An 18,109-nucleotide genomic window follows, 5' to 3' on the forward strand; every position below is an offset into this window, starting at 1 on the left:
GGAGAGGCTTGCCTGGACGCGCTGGCCCCGTGGGAGAGGGCGTGCTAGAATCTTGGGCTCTGCGGAATTCGCCGCGGAGCCATCTTCATCAAGAGGTCATCATGTACGCGGTCATAAAAACCGGCGGCAAGCAGTATCGCGTTGCTTCCGGCGAAAAAATTAAAGTAGAACAGATTGCTGCGGACGTAGGCCAGGAGATCGTGATCGATCAGGTTCTCGCAGTCGGCAACGGCGCAGAAATCAAGATCGGCACGCCCCTGGTGTCCGGCGCATCCGTCACGGTCACTGTGCTCTCGCACGGCAAGCACGACAAAGTGCACATCTTCAAGATGCGCCGTCGCAAGCACTATCAGAAACGTCAAGGCCATCGCCAGCAGTTCACCGAACTGCAAATCGGCGCGATCGCCGGTTAAGGAGAAGGCACCATGGCACAGAAAAAAGGCGGCGGCTCCACGCGAAACGGGCGCGATTCCAAGCCCAAGATGCTGGGCGTGAAAGCGTTCGGCGGTGAACTGATCAGCGCGGGCTCGATCATCGTGCGTCAGCGCGGAACCCAGTTCCACCCCGGCGTCAACGTCGGCGTGGGCAAGGACCACACGCTGTTCGCGCTGGTCGACGGCCACGTGTCGTTCGCCATCAAGGGCGCGCTGAACAAGCACACGATCAACGTGACGCCGGCTGCTTAAGCAACCGTCGTCCCGATCGGCCCGAAGCCCCGCTTGTCGGGGCTTCTTCATTTTTTCGTCCGCTGGCCGCAGCCACTGCGCACCGTCGCCAGCCGGGCTTTTCATTTGTAAACTGGACATCCCATGAAGTTCGTCGACGAAGCCTTCATCGACATCGCCGCTGGCGATGGCGGCAACGGCTGCGTGTCGTTCCGTCATGAGAAGTACAAGGAATTCGGCGGCCCCAACGGCGGCGACGGCGGTCGGGGCGGGCATGTGTTCGCCGTGGCCGACGTCAACCTCAACACGCTGGTCGACTTCCGCTATTCGCGCCGCCACGAGGCCAAGCGCGGCCAGCACGGCATGGGCTCCGACATGTTCGGCGCGGCCGGCGACGACATCGTGCTGAAGATGCCGGTCGGCACCATCATCACTGACGCCGAGACCGGCGAGGTGCTGTACGAGCTGCTGGTGCCGGGCGAGATGGTCACGATCGCCAAGGGCGGCGACGGCGGCTTCGGCAACATGCGCTTCAAGAGCGCGATCAACCGCGCGCCGCGCCAGAAGACGCCGGGCTGGCCGGGCGACAAGAAGAGCCTCAAGCTCGAGCTCAAGGTGCTGGCCGATGTGGGCCTGCTGGGCATGCCGAACGCCGGCAAGTCGACGCTGATCTCGGCCATCTCCAATGCCCGCCCGCGCATCGCGGACTACCCCTTCACCACGCTGCACCCCAACCTGGGCGTGGTGCGCGTCGGCCCCGAGCAGAGCTTCGTGGTGGCCGACCTGCCCGGGCTGATCGAAGGCGCCTCCGAAGGCGCCGGCCTGGGCCACCTGTTCCTGCGCCATCTGCAGCGCACCCGGCTGCTGCTGCATGTGGTCGACCTCGCGCCCTTCGACGAAGGCGTCGATCCCGTGGCACAGGCCAAGGCGATCGTCGGCGAGCTCAAGAAGTACGATGCCGGCCTCTACGACAAGCCGCGCTGGCTGGTGCTCAACAAGCTCGACATGGTGGCGTCCGACGAGCGCGCGGCGCGCGTCAAGGACTTCGTCAAGCGGCTGCGCTTCAAGGGTCCGGTGTTCGAGATCTCGGCGCTCACGCGCGAAGGCTGCGAACCGCTGGTCCAGGCCATCTACCAGCATGTCAAGGCGCAGCAGGTGGCCGAGCAGCCGCCGGTCGACGTCGATCCGCGCTTCGCCTGAGCGCTTCCCCGGGGCGGCCGCGGCCGCTCCCGTTTTCGAGTTTCTGATTCCGCCTCGCCTGCACCATGAGCTCCACCTTCGCTTCCACTGCCTTGCGCGATGCGCGCCGGATCGTCGTCAAGGTGGGTTCGAGCCTGGTCACCAACGAGGGCCGCGGGCTCGACGAGGCGGCCATCGGTGAATGGTGCCGCCAGCTCGCCAGCCTGATGCAGGACGGCCGCGAGGTGGTGATGGTCTCCAGCGGCGCGATCGCCGAAGGCATGAAGCGCCTGGGCTGGCGCACCCGCCCGCGCGAGATCAACGAACTGCAGGCCGCGGCCGCGGTGGGCCAGATGGGCCTGGCGCAGATCTACGAGACCAAGCTGCGCCTGAACGGCGTCGGCAGCGCGCAGGTGCTGCTCACGCACGCCGACCTGGCGGACCGCGAGCGCTACCTGAACGCGCGCTCGACCCTGCTGACACTGCTGAGCCTGGGTGTGGTGCCGGTGATCAACGAGAACGACACGGTGGTCACCGACGAGATCAAGTTCGGCGACAACGACACGCTGGGCGCGCTGGTCGCCAACCTGGTCGAGGCCGATGCGCTGGTGATCCTGACCGACCAGAAGGGCCTGTACACCGCCGACCCGCGCAAGAACCCCGACGCCACCTTCGTGCATGAGGGCCTGGCCGGTGACCTGGCGCTCGAGGCCATGGCCGGCGGCGTGGGCTCGGCCATCGGCAGCGGCGGCATGATCACCAAGATCCTGGCCGCGAAGCGGGCCGCCGGTTCGGGCGCCTCGACCGTGATCGCCTGGGGCCGCGAGCCCGATGCCTTGCTGCGGCTGACGCGCGGCGAGGCGATCGGCACCCTGCTGGTCGCGCAGACCGCCAAGCACCAGGCGCGCAAGCGCTGGATGGCCGACCACCTGCAGCTGCGCGGCGCCGTCACCGTGGATGCCGGCGCGGCCGCCAAGCTGCGCGACGAAGGCAAGAGCCTGCTGCCGATCGGCATGACCGGCGTGGAGGGCGAGTTCTCGCGCGGCGACGTGATCGCAGTGCGCGACCCGCAGGGGCTGGTGGTCGCGCGCGGCCTGGCCAACTACTCGAGCGCCGAGGCGCGCACGTTGTGCCGCAAGCCCTCGGCCGAGTTCGAGCGGCTGCTGGGCTATGCGGCCGAGCCCGAGATGGTGCACCGCGACAACATGGTGCTCATGGGCCGCTGACGCGCCCCGGGCGCGAGGGCTATTCGAGTTCCTGCACCGGATTCTTGAGCCGGCGGATCATCTCGCCGACGCTGGCGCGCGGCGCGCCGCTGCGGCACAGGCCCTGGGTCGCGAGCGCGTGGGTGTAGTTGGAGTTCACCAGCGCCATCGGCTTCCATTCCGGATTGGCGACCAGTTCCCAGGCGCCGCCGCTCGAGCGCGCATAGCTCTTCACCTCGCCGGTCGCGCAGCGCACGCCCTCGTAGAAGGCATTGACCGCGTTGCCCGACTTGCTCGTGCCCACCGCGACGTAGCGCACCAGGCCGTCGCCGGTGATGGTGATGGTGGCGGGGTCGACGCCGAACTTGAGCGTCATGTAGGCGGGCACTTCGAAGGGCACCAGGCGACGCAGGTCGAAGGCCGGGGGCGGCGGGGTGTCGCTCTCCTTCCAGTCGGGACCCTGGAAGATCTGGCCGATGGCGCCGCCGCCCGCGCCGCCGAGCAGGCAAGCCAGCAGCAGGGCGCGGCTAGCGCGGGACATGGAAGGGGTTGCGCGGGGCAGGGTGGTCGTTGGCAGGCGTGGCATTGGGGTCCGGGTCGAAGGTGGCGCCCGGGGGCAGGTCGAACTGAGGGTCTTGGCCTGCACCAGACGACGGGCGCTCGAATTCACGGGCGCGCACGTTGCTGCGCAGGAAGCGGTTGCGGAAATCCTGGCGGGGCAGGTAGCGTGCGAGTTCGGTCAGCGCCATTTCATAGACGCCGCGCTTGAACTCCACGACGACGTCGAGGGGGACCCAGTAGTCGTGCCAACGCCAGGCATCGAACTCCGGATGGTCGGTGGCACGCAGGTTGAGGTCCCAGTCGTGCCCGACCAACTGCAGCAGATACCAGATCTGCTTCTGGCCCTTGTAATGGCCCCGTGCGTCACGGCGGATGAACCGATCCGGCACCTCGTAGCGCAACCAGTCACGGGTACGGGCGACGATCCTCACATGCTCCGGCTGGAGCCCTACCTCTTCATGCAATTCCCGGAACATGGCCTGCTCGGGGCTTTCGCCACGATCGATGCCGCCTTGCGGGAACTGCCAGGAGTGCGTGCGGATGCGTTTGCCCCAGAAAACCTCGTTTCTCTGGTTGAGCAGGATGATGCCGACGTTGGGCCTGAAGCCGTCCCGGTCGAGCATAATCAAACCCCAATTTTTGAACTGCGTTGATTATGCCTGCCGGGTTGCACTCGGCAAGCGACCAGTTCCCCGGCCCTGCGGCCCAAACCCCCTTCCCGAGCGCGCGAACGACCGATGAAAGCTTCCCGTTTCTTTGTCTCCACCCTGAAGGAAGCGCCCGCTGACGCCGAAGTCGCGAGCCACCGGCTCATGATGCGTGCCGGCATGATCAAGAAGCTCGGCACGGGCATCTACACCTACATGCCCATGGGGCTGCGCGTGATCCGCAAGGTCGAGGCCATCGTGCGCGAGGAAATGAACCGTGCTGGCGCCGTCGAGCTGGCGATGCCGGTGGTGCAGCCGGCCGAGTTCTGGCAGGAGACCGGCCGCTTCGAGAAGATGGGCCCCGAGCTGCTGCGCATCAAGGACCGCCACGACCGCGACTTCGTGATCCAGCCCACCAGCGAGGAAGTGGTCACCGACATCGCGCGCCAGGAAATCCGCAGCTACAAGCAGCTGCCGAAGAATTTCTACCAGATCCAGACCAAGTTCCGTGACGAGCGCCGTCCGCGCTTCGGCCTGATGCGCGGGCGCGAGTTCATCATGAAGGACGCGTACAGCTTCGACCGCGACCTCGATGCCGCCAAGGCCAGCTACCAGGTCATGGCCCAGGCCTACCGCAACATCTTCGACCGCTTCGGCCTGCGCTACCGCGCCGTGGCGGCCGACAGCGGCGCCATCGGCGGCGACCTGAGCGAGGAATTCCAGGTAATCGCCGCCACCGGCGAAGACGCCATCGTCTACTGCCCCGACAGCAGCTACGCCGCCAACATGGAAAAGGCCGAAGCCCTGGCCCCGGCCGGCCCGCGCCCCGCGGCCGCCAAGGCGCTCGAGAAGACGCCCACGCCCGGCAAGAGCACCTGCGCCGACGTGGCCGAGCTACTCGGTGTGCCGCTCGCCACCACCATCAAGTCGCTGGTGCTGAGCACCGACATCCTCGACGAGGCCGGCAACCTCAAGGGTTCGCAGGTCTGGCTGCTGCTGCTGCGCGGCGACCACGACATGAACGAGATCAAGGTCGGCAAGGTGCCCGGCCTGGACAAGGGCTTCCGCTTCGCGACCCTGGCCGAGATCGACGAGCACTTCGGCTGCAAGCCCGGCTACCTCGGGCCGCTGAACCTCAAGAAGCCCGTGAAGCTGGTGGCCGACCGCGAAGCCGCGGTGCTGGCCGACTGGATCACCGGCGCCAACGAGGTCGATTTCCACATGACCGGCGTCAACTGGGGCCGTGACCTGCCCGAGCCCGAGATCGTGGCCGACCTGCGCAACGTGCTCGCGGGCGACCCCTCGCCCGACGGCAAGGGCGTGCTGGCCATCGAGCGCGGCATCGAGGTGGGCCATGTGTTCGTGCTGGGCACCAAGTACAGCAAGGACATGAACGCCACCTTCCTCGACGAAGGCGGCAAGCCGCAGTTCCTCGAGATGGGCTGCTACGGCATCGGCATCACGCGGCTGCCGGCCGCGGCCGTCGAGCAGAACCACGACGAGCGCGGCATCATCTGGCCCGACGCCCTGGCGCCCTTCACCGTGGTGGTCTGCCCGATCGGCATGGACCGCAGCGCCGAGGTCAAGACCGCCGCCCATGCGCTCTACGAGCAGCTGCTGGCGGCCGGCGTCGACGTGCTGCTGGACGACCGCGGCGAGCGCCCGGGCGCGATGTTCGCCGACTGGGAGCTGATCGGCGTGCCGCACCGCATCGTGATCTCCGATCGCGGGCTCAAGGAAGGCGAGCTGGAGTACCAGCACCGGCGCGACACCGCCGCGACCAAGGTGCCCGCCTCGGCGGCCCTGAGCTTCCTGCAGTCCCGCCTGGCCGCATGAGCCTGACGCCGGCCACCTCCCGCCGACAGCTGCTCGGCGGCGCGGCGGCCGGTGCGCTGGTGCTGGCCTGCCCGCGCGGCGCATGGGCCGGCGCGCAGATCGAGGAGCCGCTGATCGACTCGGTGCGCACCGCGCTGAGTTCGGCCATCCACAACAAGGCGCCGCCGATCCCCGAATTCGCGAGCACCGAGGCGCGGATGGCCTATTTGCGCTGGCTGGGCGACATGAGCGAGCGGCTCAAGAAGAAGATCGCCGACTGGCCCTCGCGCAAGGAATTCCTCCAGACCGCCTGGTACGAGAGCAAGCGCGCCGGGCTGGACGTGAGCCTGGTGCTGGGCCTGGTCCAGGTCGAGAGCAACTTCCGCAAGTTCGCCGTCTCGAGCGCCGGGGCGCGCGGCTACATGCAGGTCATGCCTTTCTGGACCCGGGTGATCGGCGACGCCGATCCCGCCAAGCTGTTCCACATGCAGACCAACCTGCGCTTCGGCTGCGTGATCCTGCGCCACTACCTGGACCGCGAGCGTGGCGACCTGTTCCTCACGCTGGGCCGCTACAACGGCAGCCGCGGGCGGGCGCCGTACCCGGACGCGGTGTTCGCCAACCAGCGGCTCTGGACCTTCAAGGACCGCGCGGCGGACTAGTTCTTGGGCGGCGTGCGCGTCACCATCACCTGGTCGATGCGGTAGCTGTCGACGTCCATCACCTCGAAGGTGTAGCCGGCCCAGACCACGCTGTCGGTGCGCTTGGGCACGCGGCGCAGCATCACCATCAGGAAGCCCGCCAGCGTCTCGTACTCGTCGGCATGCGGCAGCACGTCGATGTCGAGCGCGCGCTGCACGTCCTGCACCGGCGTCACGCCGTCGATCAGCCAGGAGTTCTCGTCGCGCCGCACGATCTGCTGCTCCTCGTCTTCCTGCGGGCCGACCAGGTCGCCCATCACCGTGCTCATCACGTCGTTGAGCGTGATCACGCCGACCACCAGGCTGTACTCGTTGACGATGATCGCGAAGTCCTCGTGCGCCTGGCGGAACTGCTCCAGCACCTCGGTCAGCGAGAGCCGATCGGGCACCACCAGCGCCTTGTGCAGCGGCACGCCCTGGTCGAGCGCCAGCGGCTGGCCGCTCAGCACGCGCTGGAACATGTCCTTGGCATCGACGTAGCCCAGCACATGATCGATGTCGCCGTCGCACACCGGGTAGGCGGAGAAGGGCTCGGCCACGATGCGCGCGCGCAGCACCGATTCGGGGTCGTCCTTCTGGAACCAGGCGATGCGGTCGCGCGAGGTCATCACGCTGCCGACCAGCCGGGTGTCGAGCTCGAACACGTTGGCGATCACCTGCTGCTCGCGCGCGGCCAGCACGCCCGCGCGGGCGCCGGCCTCGGTCATGGCCAGGATGTCGGCCGAGGTGATCTGGTCGACGCGCTGCAGCGGCACGCCCAGGAGCTTGAACAGCAGGTCGGTGCAGCGCGTGAAGAACCACACCAGCGGCTTGAAGGTGGTGATCAGCACATTCATCGGGCCGACCATGCGCACCGCCAGCTGTTCGGGATCGTTCATGCCCAGGCGCTTGGGGAACAGGTCGGCGAAGACCAGGAACAGCGCGATCACGATCGAGAACGAGGCCGCGAAGGCCCAGCCCTGGGCCGCTTCGACGCTGAGCCAGCGGCCGAGCAGGTCGGCGAAGAAGGGGGAGAAAGCGCCTTCGCCCACCACGCCGCCCAGGATCGCCACCGCGTTGAGGCCGATCTGGACCACGGTGAAGTAGGGCCCGGGCTGTTCCTGGATGCGCAGCACGCGGTCGGCGCGTGCGTCGCCGTCGTCGGCCATCTGGCGCAGGCGCAGGCGGCGGGAGGCTGCGAGCGTGATCTCGGCCAGCGAGAAGAAGGCGCTCGCCGCGATGAGCCCGAGGATGAGGAGCAGGCTTTGGGTCAGTGTCATGGGGGTCTCGGAAGACCCTCATGTTACTGACTGTGCGGACGCCACGACGCGCCCGCCGGTGCGGCCTCAGGCGGCGGGGGCGCCGATCACTTGCTGCAGCTCGCCCGATTCATACATCTCCATCAGGATGTCCGAACCGCCGATGAACTCGCCCTTGACGTAGAGCTGCGGGATGGTCGGCCAGTTGCTGTATTCCTTGATGCCCTGGCGGATTTCCTGGTCGTCGAGCACGTTGACCGTCTTGAGCGTGCGCGTGTCGACGCCCACGGCCTTGAGGATCTGGATCGCGCGGCCGGAGAAGCCGCACATCGGGAAGCTGGCGTTGCCCTTCATGAAGAGCACGAGTTCGTTGGTCTTGACGAGGTCGTCGATGCGTTGCTGGGCGTCGGACATGGGGCACTCCTGAAAATAGACTGATCGGATTATTTCACCGCGCCGGCTTTCGCGCCGCGCGGCGGATTCAAAGCCCGGCGTGGCGCCCGCCGGTGCAGCGCGCGATGCCGGCCAGGTCGTGGCGGTGCTGCACGTCTTCGAAGCCCTGCGCCGCCAGCAGCGCACGCACGGCCCCGGCCTGGTCGTGACCATGCTCGAGCAGCAGCCAGCCGCCGGCTGCGAGGTGGCCGGGCGCGGCGCGCACGATGCGGCGCAGGTCGTCGAGGCCGTCGGCGCCCGCCACCAGCGCGGCCACGGGTTCGTGCGCCAGCGCGGGCAGGTGCGGGTCGCCGGCCGCAATGTAGGGTGGGTTGGACACGATCAGGTCGTAGCCCGCGGCCGCGCCGGCCAGCCAGTCGGCCTGGGCGAAGCGCACCGCCAGGCCCAGCCGCCGGCCGTTCTCGCTGGCGACCGCCAGCGCGTCGGCGCTGGCATCCACCGCGTCGACACGGGCGTCGGGCCGCGCCTGCTGCAGCGCCAGCGCGATCGCGCCGCTGCCGGTGCCGAGGTCGAGCACGGTGGGGGCCTCGCGTTCCCGCAGGACCTCGAGCGCCCATTCGACCAGCGTCTCGGTGTCGGGCCGCGGCACCAGCACGCGGGCATCGACCTTCAGCGCCAGGCCGTGGAATTCCTTCTCGCCCAGCAGGTAGGCCGCGGGTTCGCCCGCGGCACGGCGGGCGCACAGCGACGCGAAGGCGGCCCATGCGGGCTCGGGCAGCGCATCGCCGTCGTGCGCCAGCAGCCAGGCGCGCTCGTGCACCGGGCGCTGCAGCACCTGCAGCAGCAGCAGTTGGGCATCGAGCCGGTCCACGCCCAGCGCGGCCGCGGCGCGCAGCGCCTGGGCCAGCGTCGAAGGGGCCTGCGACAGATCGGTCATGCGGGCAGGCTCGATTCCAGCTCGGCCAGTTGTTCGGCTTCGCGCGCGGCCTGCAGCGCGGCCAGCACGTCGCCCAGGTCGCCTTCCATGATCTGCAGCAGCTTGTAGAGCGTGAGGTTGATGCGGTGGTCGGTGAGCCGGCCCTGCGGGAAGTTGTAGGTGCGGATGCGGTCGGAGCGGTCGCCACTGCCGACCAGGCCCTTGCGCAGCGCCGCGTCCTTGGCGGCGCGCTCGCTGCGGTCCTTCTCCTGGATCCGGGCCGACAGCACCTGCAGCGCCTTGGCCTTGTTGCGGTGCTGGCTGCGGTCGTCCTGGCACTCGGCCACGATGCCGGTCGGGATGTGCGTGATGCGCACCGCCGAGTCGGTCTTGTTGATGTGCTGGCCGCCGGCGCCGCTGGCGCGGTAGGTGTCGATGCGCAGGTCGGCCGGGTTGATCTGCACCGCCACCGTCTCGTCGGGCTCGGCCAGCACCGCCACCGTGCAGGCGCTGGTGTGGATCCGGCCCTGGGTCTCGGTGGCCGGCACGCGCTGCACGCGGTGGCCGCCCGATTCGAAGCGCAGCTGGCCGAACACGTCGTCGCCCACGATGCGCAGCACCACTTCCTTGTAGCCGCCCAGTTCGCTCGGGCTCTCGCTCACGATCTCGCAGCGCCAGCCGGCGCGCTCGCAGTAGCGCGTGTACATGCGCAGCAGGTCGCCCGCGAACAGCGCCGATTCGTCGCCGCCGGTGCCGGCGCGGATCTCCATGAAGGCGTTGCGCGCGTCGTCGGGGTCCTTGGGCAGCAGCAGGCGCTGCAGTTCGTCCTCGAGCTGCAGCAGCTCGGCCTCGCCGCCCGCGATCTCCTCCTGCGCCATCTCGGCCATGTCGGGATCGTCGAGCATCTCGCGCGCGGCCGCGATGTCGGCCTCGCGCTGCGTGTAGCGGGCCCAGCGGCCGGCGATCTGCGTGACCTCGGCGTGCTCCCTGGAGATCACGCGGTACTGCGCCATGTCGCTCATGATGTCCTCGCGCGAGAGCAGGAAGTCCAGCTCGCCGAGGCGTTGCGCATAGCGCTCGAGTTGGTGGCGCAGAAAGGGTTTCACGGCAGGAACGAAGAAAGAGGAGGGGGCGCCGCCCGGGCGGGCGACGAAGGCGAGCGGCCGACTGCAGCGGCCGGGCGGACCGGCGTCGCTAACGCTCTTTGGGGCCGCGCGGATCGCCGCGCAGGAACAGGCGCGAGACCACCTGCGCGGTCTGCGCACGCGCGGCGGCGTCGCCCGCGTGCAGCTCGGCCATGGCGCCGTGCAGCATCTTCTGCGTGAGGCCGCGCGAGAGCGCCTCCAGCACCGCATCGACCGATTCGCCCCTGGCCAGCAGCTTGCGCGCGCGGGCCAGCTCGGCCGCGCGCCACTCGTCGGTCTGGGCGTTGAGCTGCTGGATCAGCGGCACCGTGCCGCGCTGGTCCAGCCAGTGCATGAAGCTCTGCACGCCGGCAGCGATGATGACTTCGGCCTGTGCCACCGCAGCCTGGCGGCTGGCCTGGCCCTGCTGCACCACCTGGGCCAGGTCGTCCACGGTGTAGAGGTAGACGTCTTCCAGCGCCTTGACTTCGGGTTCGATGTCGCGCGGCACGGCCAGGTCGACCATGAACATGGGGCGGTGCTTGCGCTGCTTGAGCGCGCGCTCGACCGCGCCCAGGCCGATCAGCGGCAGGGTGCTGGCGGTGCAGCTCACCACGATGTCGAAGTCGGCCAGCCGCGCCGGCAGGTCGGCCAGCCGCATCGCGGTGCCGCCGAAGCGGGTGGCGAGCTTCTCGCCGCGCTCGATGGTGCGGTTGGCGATGGTGATGGACTTGGGTTCCTTGGCCGCGAAATGGGTCGCGGCCAGGTCGATCATCTCGCCCGCGCCCACGAACAGCACGCGGGTCTGGCGCAGGTCCTCGAACAGCTGGCCGGCCAGGCGCACGGCCGCGGCCGCCATGCTGATCGAATGGGCGCCGATCTCGGTGGCGGTGCGCACTTCCTTGGCCACCGCGAAGGAGCGCTGGAACAGCTGGTTGAGCGTGCTGCCCAGCGAACCCACGCTCTCGGCCGCGCGCACCGCGTCCTTCATCTGGCCCAGGATCTGGGCCTCGCCCAGCACCATCGAATCGAGGCCGCTGGCCACGCGGAAGGCATGGCGCGCCACGGCGTCGTTGCTCAGCGTGTAGGCATGGGAGCGCAGCAGGGCCGGCGACACGCCGCCGCTCTCGGCCAGCCAGCCCAGCGCGTGGTCGACCGCGGCATGGTCGGCGGCGCAATAGATCTCGGTGCGGTTGCAGGTGGAGATGATCGCGGCCTCGATCGCCGGGTGCCGGCCGGAGGCGAAGGAACTGCGCAGGCTCTGCAGCGTGGGGGCCAGTTGATCGACCGCGAACGCGAAACGACCGCGCAGATCGAGCGGCGCGGTCGTGTGGTTCAACCCAAGGGCCCAGACTGACATAGACGGCGATTATAAAATCAGCGGCCGACCGGGTCCCGCCAGGGGGTCAATGGCATTCCCCATGACCGCCATGATTTTTGCCGCCTGGCCCTCGTTTCCCCTCTGATGGACCTGCTGAACACCCTCGATCACCTGCTGAATTTCGCCGCGCCGGCGGCCTTTCTGGCGCTGGTGCTGGTGGCGATCGGGCGTTTCCTGGGCGCCTCGCGCACCGGCGTGCCGCGCTGGTGGCTGCAGTGGGCGATCACCTTTGCGGCGGGCCTGGGGGTGCTGGCGGCCGGGCTCGTGCTGTCCGGGCGCGACGGCCGGATGAGCACCTATGCCGCGCTGGTGGTCGTTTGTGGCACGGTCCAGTGGCTGGTGCTGCGCGGCTGGCGCCGCTGAGCCGCCCTCAGCCGAGCCGGCGCGCCATGTACACCGCGTCGCCCGGGTAGGTGGCGAGCCGGGCCTGCTGTTCGACGCCCGCGGGCGCTGTCGGCGCGTAGCCGTGGCGCGCCCAGAAACCGACCGAAGCCTGCACCGACACCAGCGTCGAATGCGCCCAGCCCGCCTGCGCCGCGTGGGCCCAGGCGTGGCGCACCAGCAACGGCCCCTGGCCCAGACCGGCCGCCGACGGATGCACCGCCAGGTCGTGCAGGTAGAGCGCATCGGCCGCGGGCGCGGGCTCGAATTCGCCGTGCAGCGGCGTGAGCTTGCCCAGCACCGAGGGGTAGGCGGCCAGGTAGGCGCACACGGCGCCGGCCCGTTCGGCCACCCAGCCGGTGTGCGGCGCGGCCGCCAGCCGGCGGGCGATCAGCGCGCCGTCCTCCACGAAGCCCGCGCCGTAACAGGCCAGCTGGACCGCCAGCACGGCCTCGAGGTCGTCGGCGCGCATCGCGCGCAGCCGCACGGCTTCCGACGCCATCAGGCCAGCAGCAGCTTGTCGTCGTCGAGCTTCTCGCCGCGCGTCTGCTCGAACATGCGCAGCAGGTCGGGCACGTCGAGCCCGTCGCGCTGCGGACCGGCCACGTCGAGGATCACCTGGCCCTCGTGCAGCATCACGGTGCGCGAACCGTAGTCCAGCGCCTGGCGCATGCTGTGGGTGACCATCATCGCGGTCAGCTGGCTGCCTTCGACGATCTTGGCCGTGAGCTCGAGCACGAAGGCCGCGGTCTTGGGGTCGAGCGCGGCCGTGTGCTCGTCCAGCAGCAGGATGCGCGAGGGCCGCAGCGAGGCCATCAGCAGGCTCACCGCCTGCCGCTGGCCGCCCGAGAGCAGGCCGATGCGGTCGGTCAGCCGGTTCTCCAGCCCCAGCTTGAGGATCGCCAGCTTCTCGCGGAACAGCTCGCGCAGGCCGCGGTTGAGCGCGAAGCCGAAGCTGCGGCGCTCGCCGCGCTTCCAGGCCAGCGCCATGTTCTCCTCGATGGTCAGGGCCTCGCAGGTGCCGGCCATCGGGTCCTGGAACACGCGGGCCACCATGCCCGAGCGCTGCCAGGCGTTGAGCCGCGTCACGTCCTTGCCGTCGATCTCGATGCGGCCCTGGTCGACGATCAGGTCGCCGCTCACCGCGTTGAGGAAGGTCGACTTGCCCGCGCCGTTCGAGCCGATCACGGTGACGAACTGGCCGGTGGGGATCTCCAGGTCGAGCCCGCGCAGCACGCGGTTCTCGATCGGCGTGCCCGGATTGAAGGTGATCTCGAGTTGTTGGGCGCGCAGCATCAGTTCTTCCCCTTGAAAAGCGCGCCCAGCTTGCGCTTGTAGGCGGGCACCAGCAGCGCGAAGGCCACCAGCACGGCGGTCACCAGGTTCAGGTCCTGCGCCTGCAGGCCCATGAAGTCGGTGTTGAGCGCCAGCGCGATGAAGAAGCGATAGAGCAGCGCACCGATGATGCAGGCCAGCGTGGTGATCACCATGCTGCGCGCGGGCAGCAGGGTTTCGCCGATGATCACCGCGGCCAGGCCGATCACGATCGTGCCCACGCCCATCGAGATGTCGGCCGTGCCCTGGCTCTGCGCGAACAGCGCGCCCGCCAGCGCCACCAGTGCATTGGAGATCGCCAGGCCGGCCATGGTGTGGAAGTCGGTCGAGATGCCCTGGGCGCGCGCCATGCGTGCATTGCTGCCGGTGGCGCGCATCGCGAGCCCGGCTTCGGAGGCGAAGAAGATGTCGACCACGATCTTGGCCGCGATCACGATCAGCAGCAGCAACAGCGGCTTGGCCCACTGCTCGGGCATGCCGCCGAAGTCGACCATGGTGAACACGGTGGGTTCGCTGATCAGCGCGACGTTGGGCTTGCCCATCACGCGCAGGTTGATCGAGTACAGCGCGATCATCACCAGGATGCTCGCGAGCAGCTGCATGATCTTGAGCTTGACGTTGAGCCAGGCCGTGAGCCAGCCCGAGGCGGCACCGGCGATGCAGGCCACGACGGTGGCGGGCACGGGGTTCCAGCCGGCGACGATCAGCGTCGCGGCCACGGCCGCACCCAGCGGAAAGCTCCCGTCGACCGTGAGGTCGGGGAAATTGATGATGCGGAACGACATGAAGACGCCCAGCGCGACCAGTCCGAAGATCAGACCGATCTCGATGGCGCCCAGCGATGCGATGAGGGACATGGGGGGCTTCCTGCGAGGCAAGAGAACAGGCCCGTCGCCACCACCCGGCGGCGAGCGGGCCCGCAGGGCTGGCTTACTTGGTGCTCACGGCCTTGGCCGTCTTGAGCAGCTCGTCGGACAGCGTCACGCCCTGCAGCTTGGCCGCGCCGGGGTTCACCACCAGCTCGAAGTTGGTGCTGGTCTGCGAGGCGATGGTGCCGGGCTTCTCGCCCTTGAGGATGCGCACCACGATCTTGCCGGTCTGGCGGCCGATGTCGCTGTAGTTCAGGCCCAGGGCGGCCACGGCGCCGCGTTCGACGGTGGCGGTGTCGGCCGCGACCACCGGCAGCTTGGCCTGTTGCGCGACCTTGACGATGCCCTCGAAGGCCGAGACCACGTTGTTGTCGGTCGGCGTGTAGATCACGTCGGCCTTGCCCACCAGGCTCTGGGCGGCGGTCGGCACGTCGACGGTGCGCGCGGCGGCGGCCTCGACCACCGTCATGCCGGCGTCGGTCGCGGCCTTCTTGAGCGCGGCGATGATGGCCACGGAATTGGCTTCACCGGGGCTGTAGATCACGCCGATGCGCTTGGCGGCGGGCACCACCTGCTTGATCAGGGCCACGTGCTTTTCCAGCGGCGACAGGTCGGACACGCCGGTCACGTTGGTGCCGGTGGCGTCCCAGTTCTTCACCAGCTTGGCCGCGACCGGGTCGGTGATGGCCGAGTAGACGACCGGGATGGTCTTGGTGGCGGCCACCATGGCCTGGGCCGAGGGCGTGGCGATGGCGACGATCACGTCGGGCGCGTCGCCCACGTACTTGCGGGCGATCTGGGCCGCGGTGCCCACGTTGCCCTGCGCGCTCTGGTAGCTGAACTTGAGGTTCTTGCCTTCTTCGTAGCCGGCGGCCTTGAGTTCGGCCTTGACGCCGTCGCGCACGGCGTCGAGCGCGGGATGTTCGACGATGGCGGTCACGGCCACCGACTTGGTGTCGGCGGCGAAGGCGGGCGCGGCGGCCAGCATGCCGAGGGCCAGGGCCACGGCGCTGAAGGGGGTGCGAAGCAGGGCGTTTTTCACTGAAGGTCTCCGAAGAAGCGTGGATGCGTCTGGATGCCGCTTCGGTCTGGACGACCGGCGCGGCACGCAGCAGGCCGGCGCGCGCCATGCGCTGCCGACAATGGCGAGTCTAGAGGCTGGAACGCACAGGGTCGGTGCATGAATCCCCGAAACGCATCAGGTCTGCGTGCCGGGGATGGGCGAAGCGGGCGTCGCGGGCACCACGGCGGCCGCTGCCGCGGCGGGCTCGGGCGCGGCCATCACCATCGTGGTCGGCGTGGCCATCGGCAGCCCGGCCTTCTTGAGTTCGTCGAGGATCACGAACAGCAGGTCGCTGCGCACGCCACCGGCCAGCCGCGGGCTGGCCACATAGGCGATGGCCTGGAAGATCAGCAGCCCGTTCTCGATGCCCTCGAGCGTGAGCGAGGGCGCGGGCGTCGCCAGCACGCCCTCGTGCGCGCCGCAGGCCGCGAGCATCAGCGTGCGCACCTGCTGCGCATCGGTGGTCAGCGGCATCGGCAGGCGGATCAGCACCCGGCCTTCGGCGTTGGCCAGGGTCATGTTGCGCACCGTCTTGGTGATGAACTCTGAATTCGGCACGATCAGCGTGGAGCGGTCGCCCAGCTGGATCTCGGTGGCGCGCACGTTGATGCGGCGCACGTCGCCCTCGGCCGTGCCCAGCACCACCCAGTCGCCGACCTTCACCGGCCGCTCGGCCAGCAGGATCAGCCCGGAGATGAAGTTCTGCACGATGGCCTGCAGCCCGAAGCCGATGCCCACCGACAGCGCGCTCGCGACCCAGGCGATGCGCTCGATGCCGATGCCCAGCGCCGACAGCGCCGAGGCGATCACCAGGATGCCGCCCACATAGCCCAGCAGGGTGGTGAGCGAACTGCGCATGCCGGGCTCCAGCGTGGTGCTGGGCAGGTAGCTGTTGTCCAGCCAGCGCTTGAACAGCCGCAGCACCAGGAAGCCGATCACCAGCACCGCCAGCGCGCCGAACAGCGCGCCCGGCACCAGTTCGAACTGGCCGACCTTGAGGCCGGAGCCGACCTTGCCGCTGCGCTGGAACAGCTCGCCCGGCGAGGTGCCCAGCGGCGCCAGCAGCGCGATCACCAGGTAGAAGAACAGCGCGACCCGGCCCACCGCCGACAGCACGATGGCGGCCTGGTCGAGCGTCTGCGGCGCGACGTTGAGGCTCTTCTGCAGCCGCTGGCCGGCGTTGCTGCGCGAGGACAGCAGCGCGATGAACAGGTCGTCGGTGAACTTGAACAGCAGGTAGGCGGCCGCGCCCACCACGCCGGTCCAGGTCAGCTGGCTCGCGAGGAAGCTGGCCAGCGACACATAGCCGAAGGCCACCAGCACGCAGATCGCGATCAGCACCACCGCGACCGCGCCGGTCACCAGCCCGACCCACAGGGGCCGGCCGGCCAGCGCCGCCGCCTCTTCGGGCTTCAGCGTATCGGGCGCGGGGGCCGCGGCGACGGCCGGAGCCACATCGGCGTCGGGCAGGCGCAGGCGCAGCAGCATGACGACCGTGAGCGCCGTCAGCGCCAGGGCCGTGGCCACGTGGGTCGCGACCGTGGCGGCCAGGCTGGCGTCCACCAGCGTGTTGATCTGGGTCGTGAGCCAGATCAGCGTGGTCACGCCCGCGATCAGCCAGGGGTAGGGCGCCATGCGCGCGGCCATGGCGTCGGCCATCGGCGGCAGCCGCCACGAGGGCCGGCCGTTGGCCAGCAGGGCGCGGCCCAGGCCGATCACGAAGCCGACGAAGATGGCGAAATTGGCCACCGATTCGCCCAGGCGCTGCGCGGCCGGGCCCCACTGGCCCGCGTCCTCGAGCGTCTGCCAGCCCCATTGGGCGGCCAGCGCCACGATCAGCACCGTGGCCGTCACCATGGCCACGGCCAAGAGCGAGCGCCGCAGCCGGCCCATCGGGAAGCGGCGGGCCGCGAGCTTGGTGAGCGCGTGTTCGGCGGCCCAACTGCCCAGCAGCGCCAGCAGCAGCGCGCCGACCAGCGAGGCGATCACGCTGCCGCGCTCGGGGCTGTGCAGCGCGGTCGAGACGCCGGCGCGGACTTCCTTCTCGAGCGCGATCAGCCGGTCGCGGTCGGTCGGCCAGGCGCTGTGGATGTCGCGCCAGAAGGCGCCGGCCAGCGGCGAGTTGGAGCGTTCGAGCAGGTGCGCCTCGAACAGCGCGCGGCGCTGGGCGATCAGGTCGCTGCCGCGCTGCTGCGCATCCACCGCCACCAGCCGGGCCAGGCGGATGTCGGCATCGAGGGCGTTGCGTTCCTTTTCCAGCGCGGTTCGCTGGCGCGTGATGTCGGGGTCCTCGGCCGTGCCCTTGGGCGGGGCCGTGCCCAGTTCGCCCAGCCGGGCGTTGAGGTCGGCCAGCGGGCCGGCACGCGAGGCCACGAAGCGCTGGGCCTGGGCCACGATGTCCTGCGTCTGCGCGACCAGGGCCGCCACGTCGTCGTCGGTGTCGACCGCCTCGGGGATCTTGTCGAGCCGCGCGCGCAGCGCGGGCACCGTGACTTCGGGCGCCGGCGCCGTGCCGCCGTCGCTGGCGGACGAGGCCGCAGCCGCGGCCGGCGGCGGGGTGGCCGCGGTACCGGTCAGGGCGAAGGCCGCCAGCAGCAGCAGGGCGGCCAGCCCGCGGGGAATGGATCTCATCGGGC

General features: G+C 69.5%; 19 protein-coding genes. 7 read left to right on the forward strand and 12 right to left on the reverse strand.

Annotated features, from left to right (window positions below; translation table 11 throughout):
- The first annotated feature begins 101 nt into the window (after positions 1–101).
- From rplU to proB, 4 genes are all read left to right on the forward strand, one after another.
- Positions 102–413 (forward strand): 50S ribosomal protein L21, encoded by a 312-nt coding sequence (gene rplU / locus A9977_RS11715; RefSeq protein WP_183025021.1) that lies wholly within the window; start codon positions 102–104, stop codon positions 411–413.
- Positions 414–425: 12 nt separating this feature from the next.
- Complete coding sequence (gene rpmA / locus A9977_RS11720) at positions 426–686, forward strand: 50S ribosomal protein L27 (protein ID WP_140839925.1); 261 nt, start codon at positions 426–428, stop codon at positions 684–686.
- Positions 687–809: 123 nt separating this feature from the next.
- Complete coding sequence (gene cgtA, locus A9977_RS11725; RefSeq protein WP_183025022.1) at positions 810–1,865, forward strand: Obg family GTPase CgtA; 1,056 nt, start codon at positions 810–812, stop codon at positions 1,863–1,865.
- A 65-nt stretch (positions 1,866–1,930) separates the two neighbouring features.
- Positions 1,931–3,070, forward strand: coding sequence for a glutamate 5-kinase (gene proB / locus A9977_RS11730; RefSeq protein WP_183025023.1), 1,140 nt, complete (start codon positions 1,931–1,933; stop codon positions 3,068–3,070).
- 19 nt (positions 3,071–3,089) lie between these two features.
- Here the strand turns inward: proB and A9977_RS11735 are convergent, their stop codons facing one another.
- Together A9977_RS11735 and A9977_RS11740 are read right to left on the reverse strand one after the other, a co-directional pair.
- Positions 3,090–3,590: a CNP1-like family protein gene (locus tag A9977_RS11735; RefSeq protein ID WP_183025024.1), complete on the reverse strand. Its 501-nt coding sequence runs from the start codon at positions 3,588–3,590 to the stop codon at positions 3,090–3,092.
- Positions 3,577–4,233 carry an RNA pyrophosphohydrolase gene (locus A9977_RS11740; RefSeq protein WP_183025025.1) on the reverse strand — a complete coding sequence of 219 codons (657 nt, stop codon included), beginning with the start codon at positions 4,231–4,233 and terminating at the stop codon, positions 3,577–3,579. The genes A9977_RS11735 and A9977_RS11740 overlap by 14 nt, the downstream gene beginning before the upstream one ends.
- A gap of 114 nt (positions 4,234–4,347) precedes the next feature.
- Between A9977_RS11740 and A9977_RS11745 the strand changes: the two genes are divergently transcribed.
- Positions 4,348–6,093 (forward strand): proline--tRNA ligase, encoded by a 1,746-nt coding sequence (locus tag A9977_RS11745; protein ID WP_183025026.1) that lies wholly within the window; start codon positions 4,348–4,350, stop codon positions 6,091–6,093.
- Positions 6,090–6,734, forward strand: coding sequence for a lytic transglycosylase domain-containing protein (locus A9977_RS11750; RefSeq protein WP_183025027.1), 645 nt, complete (start codon positions 6,090–6,092; stop codon positions 6,732–6,734). The genes A9977_RS11745 and A9977_RS11750 overlap by 4 nt, the downstream gene beginning before the upstream one ends.
- On the opposite strand, the gene A9977_RS11755 is transcribed toward A9977_RS11750, so the two are convergent.
- From A9977_RS11755 to hemA, 5 genes are all read right to left on the reverse strand, one after another.
- Entirely contained in the window at positions 6,731–8,032 is a 1,302-nt protein-coding gene (locus tag A9977_RS11755) for a hemolysin family protein (RefSeq protein WP_183025028.1), read from the reverse strand. The genes A9977_RS11750 and A9977_RS11755 overlap by 4 nt on opposite strands.
- Before the next feature lie 66 nt (positions 8,033–8,098).
- On the reverse strand, positions 8,099–8,425 hold the full coding sequence (gene grxD, locus A9977_RS11760; RefSeq protein WP_183025029.1) for a Grx4 family monothiol glutaredoxin: 327 nt from the start codon (positions 8,423–8,425) through the stop codon (positions 8,099–8,101).
- A gap of 67 nt (positions 8,426–8,492) precedes the next feature.
- On the reverse strand, positions 8,493–9,341 hold the full coding sequence (prmC, locus tag A9977_RS11765) for a peptide chain release factor N(5)-glutamine methyltransferase (protein WP_183025030.1): 849 nt from the start codon (positions 9,339–9,341) through the stop codon (positions 8,493–8,495).
- Complete coding sequence (gene prfA, locus A9977_RS11770; protein WP_183025031.1) at positions 9,338–10,426, reverse strand: peptide chain release factor 1; 1,089 nt, start codon at positions 10,424–10,426, stop codon at positions 9,338–9,340. The genes prmC and prfA overlap by 4 nt, the downstream gene beginning before the upstream one ends.
- Positions 10,427–10,514: 88 nt before the next feature.
- Entirely contained in the window at positions 10,515–11,804 is a 1,290-nt protein-coding gene (hemA, locus tag A9977_RS11775; RefSeq protein ID WP_183025032.1) for a glutamyl-tRNA reductase, read from the reverse strand.
- A 105-nt stretch (positions 11,805–11,909) separates the two neighbouring features.
- Between hemA and A9977_RS11780 the strand changes: the two genes are divergently transcribed.
- Positions 11,910–12,188, forward strand: a complete 279-nt coding sequence (locus tag A9977_RS11780; protein ID WP_183025033.1) for a hypothetical protein — start codon at positions 11,910–11,912, stop codon at positions 12,186–12,188.
- Between the two features lie 7 nt (positions 12,189–12,195).
- Here the strand turns inward: A9977_RS11780 and A9977_RS11785 are convergent, their stop codons facing one another.
- The 5 genes from A9977_RS11785 to A9977_RS11805 form a co-directional block, all read right to left on the reverse strand.
- Complete coding sequence (locus A9977_RS11785; protein ID WP_183025034.1) at positions 12,196–12,708, reverse strand: GNAT family N-acetyltransferase; 513 nt, start codon at positions 12,706–12,708, stop codon at positions 12,196–12,198.
- Positions 12,708–13,502 (reverse strand): ABC transporter ATP-binding protein, encoded by a 795-nt coding sequence (locus A9977_RS11790; protein WP_183025035.1) that lies wholly within the window; start codon positions 13,500–13,502, stop codon positions 12,708–12,710. The genes A9977_RS11785 and A9977_RS11790 overlap by 1 nt, the downstream gene beginning before the upstream one ends.
- Positions 13,502–14,398: an ABC transporter permease gene (locus A9977_RS11795; RefSeq protein WP_183025036.1), complete on the reverse strand. Its 897-nt coding sequence runs from the start codon at positions 14,396–14,398 to the stop codon at positions 13,502–13,504. The genes A9977_RS11790 and A9977_RS11795 overlap by 1 nt, the downstream gene beginning before the upstream one ends.
- A 73-nt stretch (positions 14,399–14,471) precedes the next feature.
- Positions 14,472–15,398, reverse strand: coding sequence for an ABC transporter substrate-binding protein (locus A9977_RS11800; protein ID WP_183025095.1), 927 nt, complete (start codon positions 15,396–15,398; stop codon positions 14,472–14,474).
- A 210-nt stretch (positions 15,399–15,608) separates the two neighbouring features.
- On the reverse strand, positions 15,609–18,104 hold the full coding sequence (locus A9977_RS11805) for a DUF3772 domain-containing protein (protein ID WP_183025037.1): 2,496 nt from the start codon (positions 18,102–18,104) through the stop codon (positions 15,609–15,611).
- Between the last annotated feature and the right edge of the window lie 5 nt (positions 18,105–18,109).

The sequence above is a fragment of the Variovorax sp. UMC13 genome, from assembly GCF_014170375.1.
In the GTDB taxonomy this organism is placed as follows: Bacteria; Pseudomonadota; Gammaproteobacteria; order Burkholderiales; family Burkholderiaceae_C; genus Variovorax.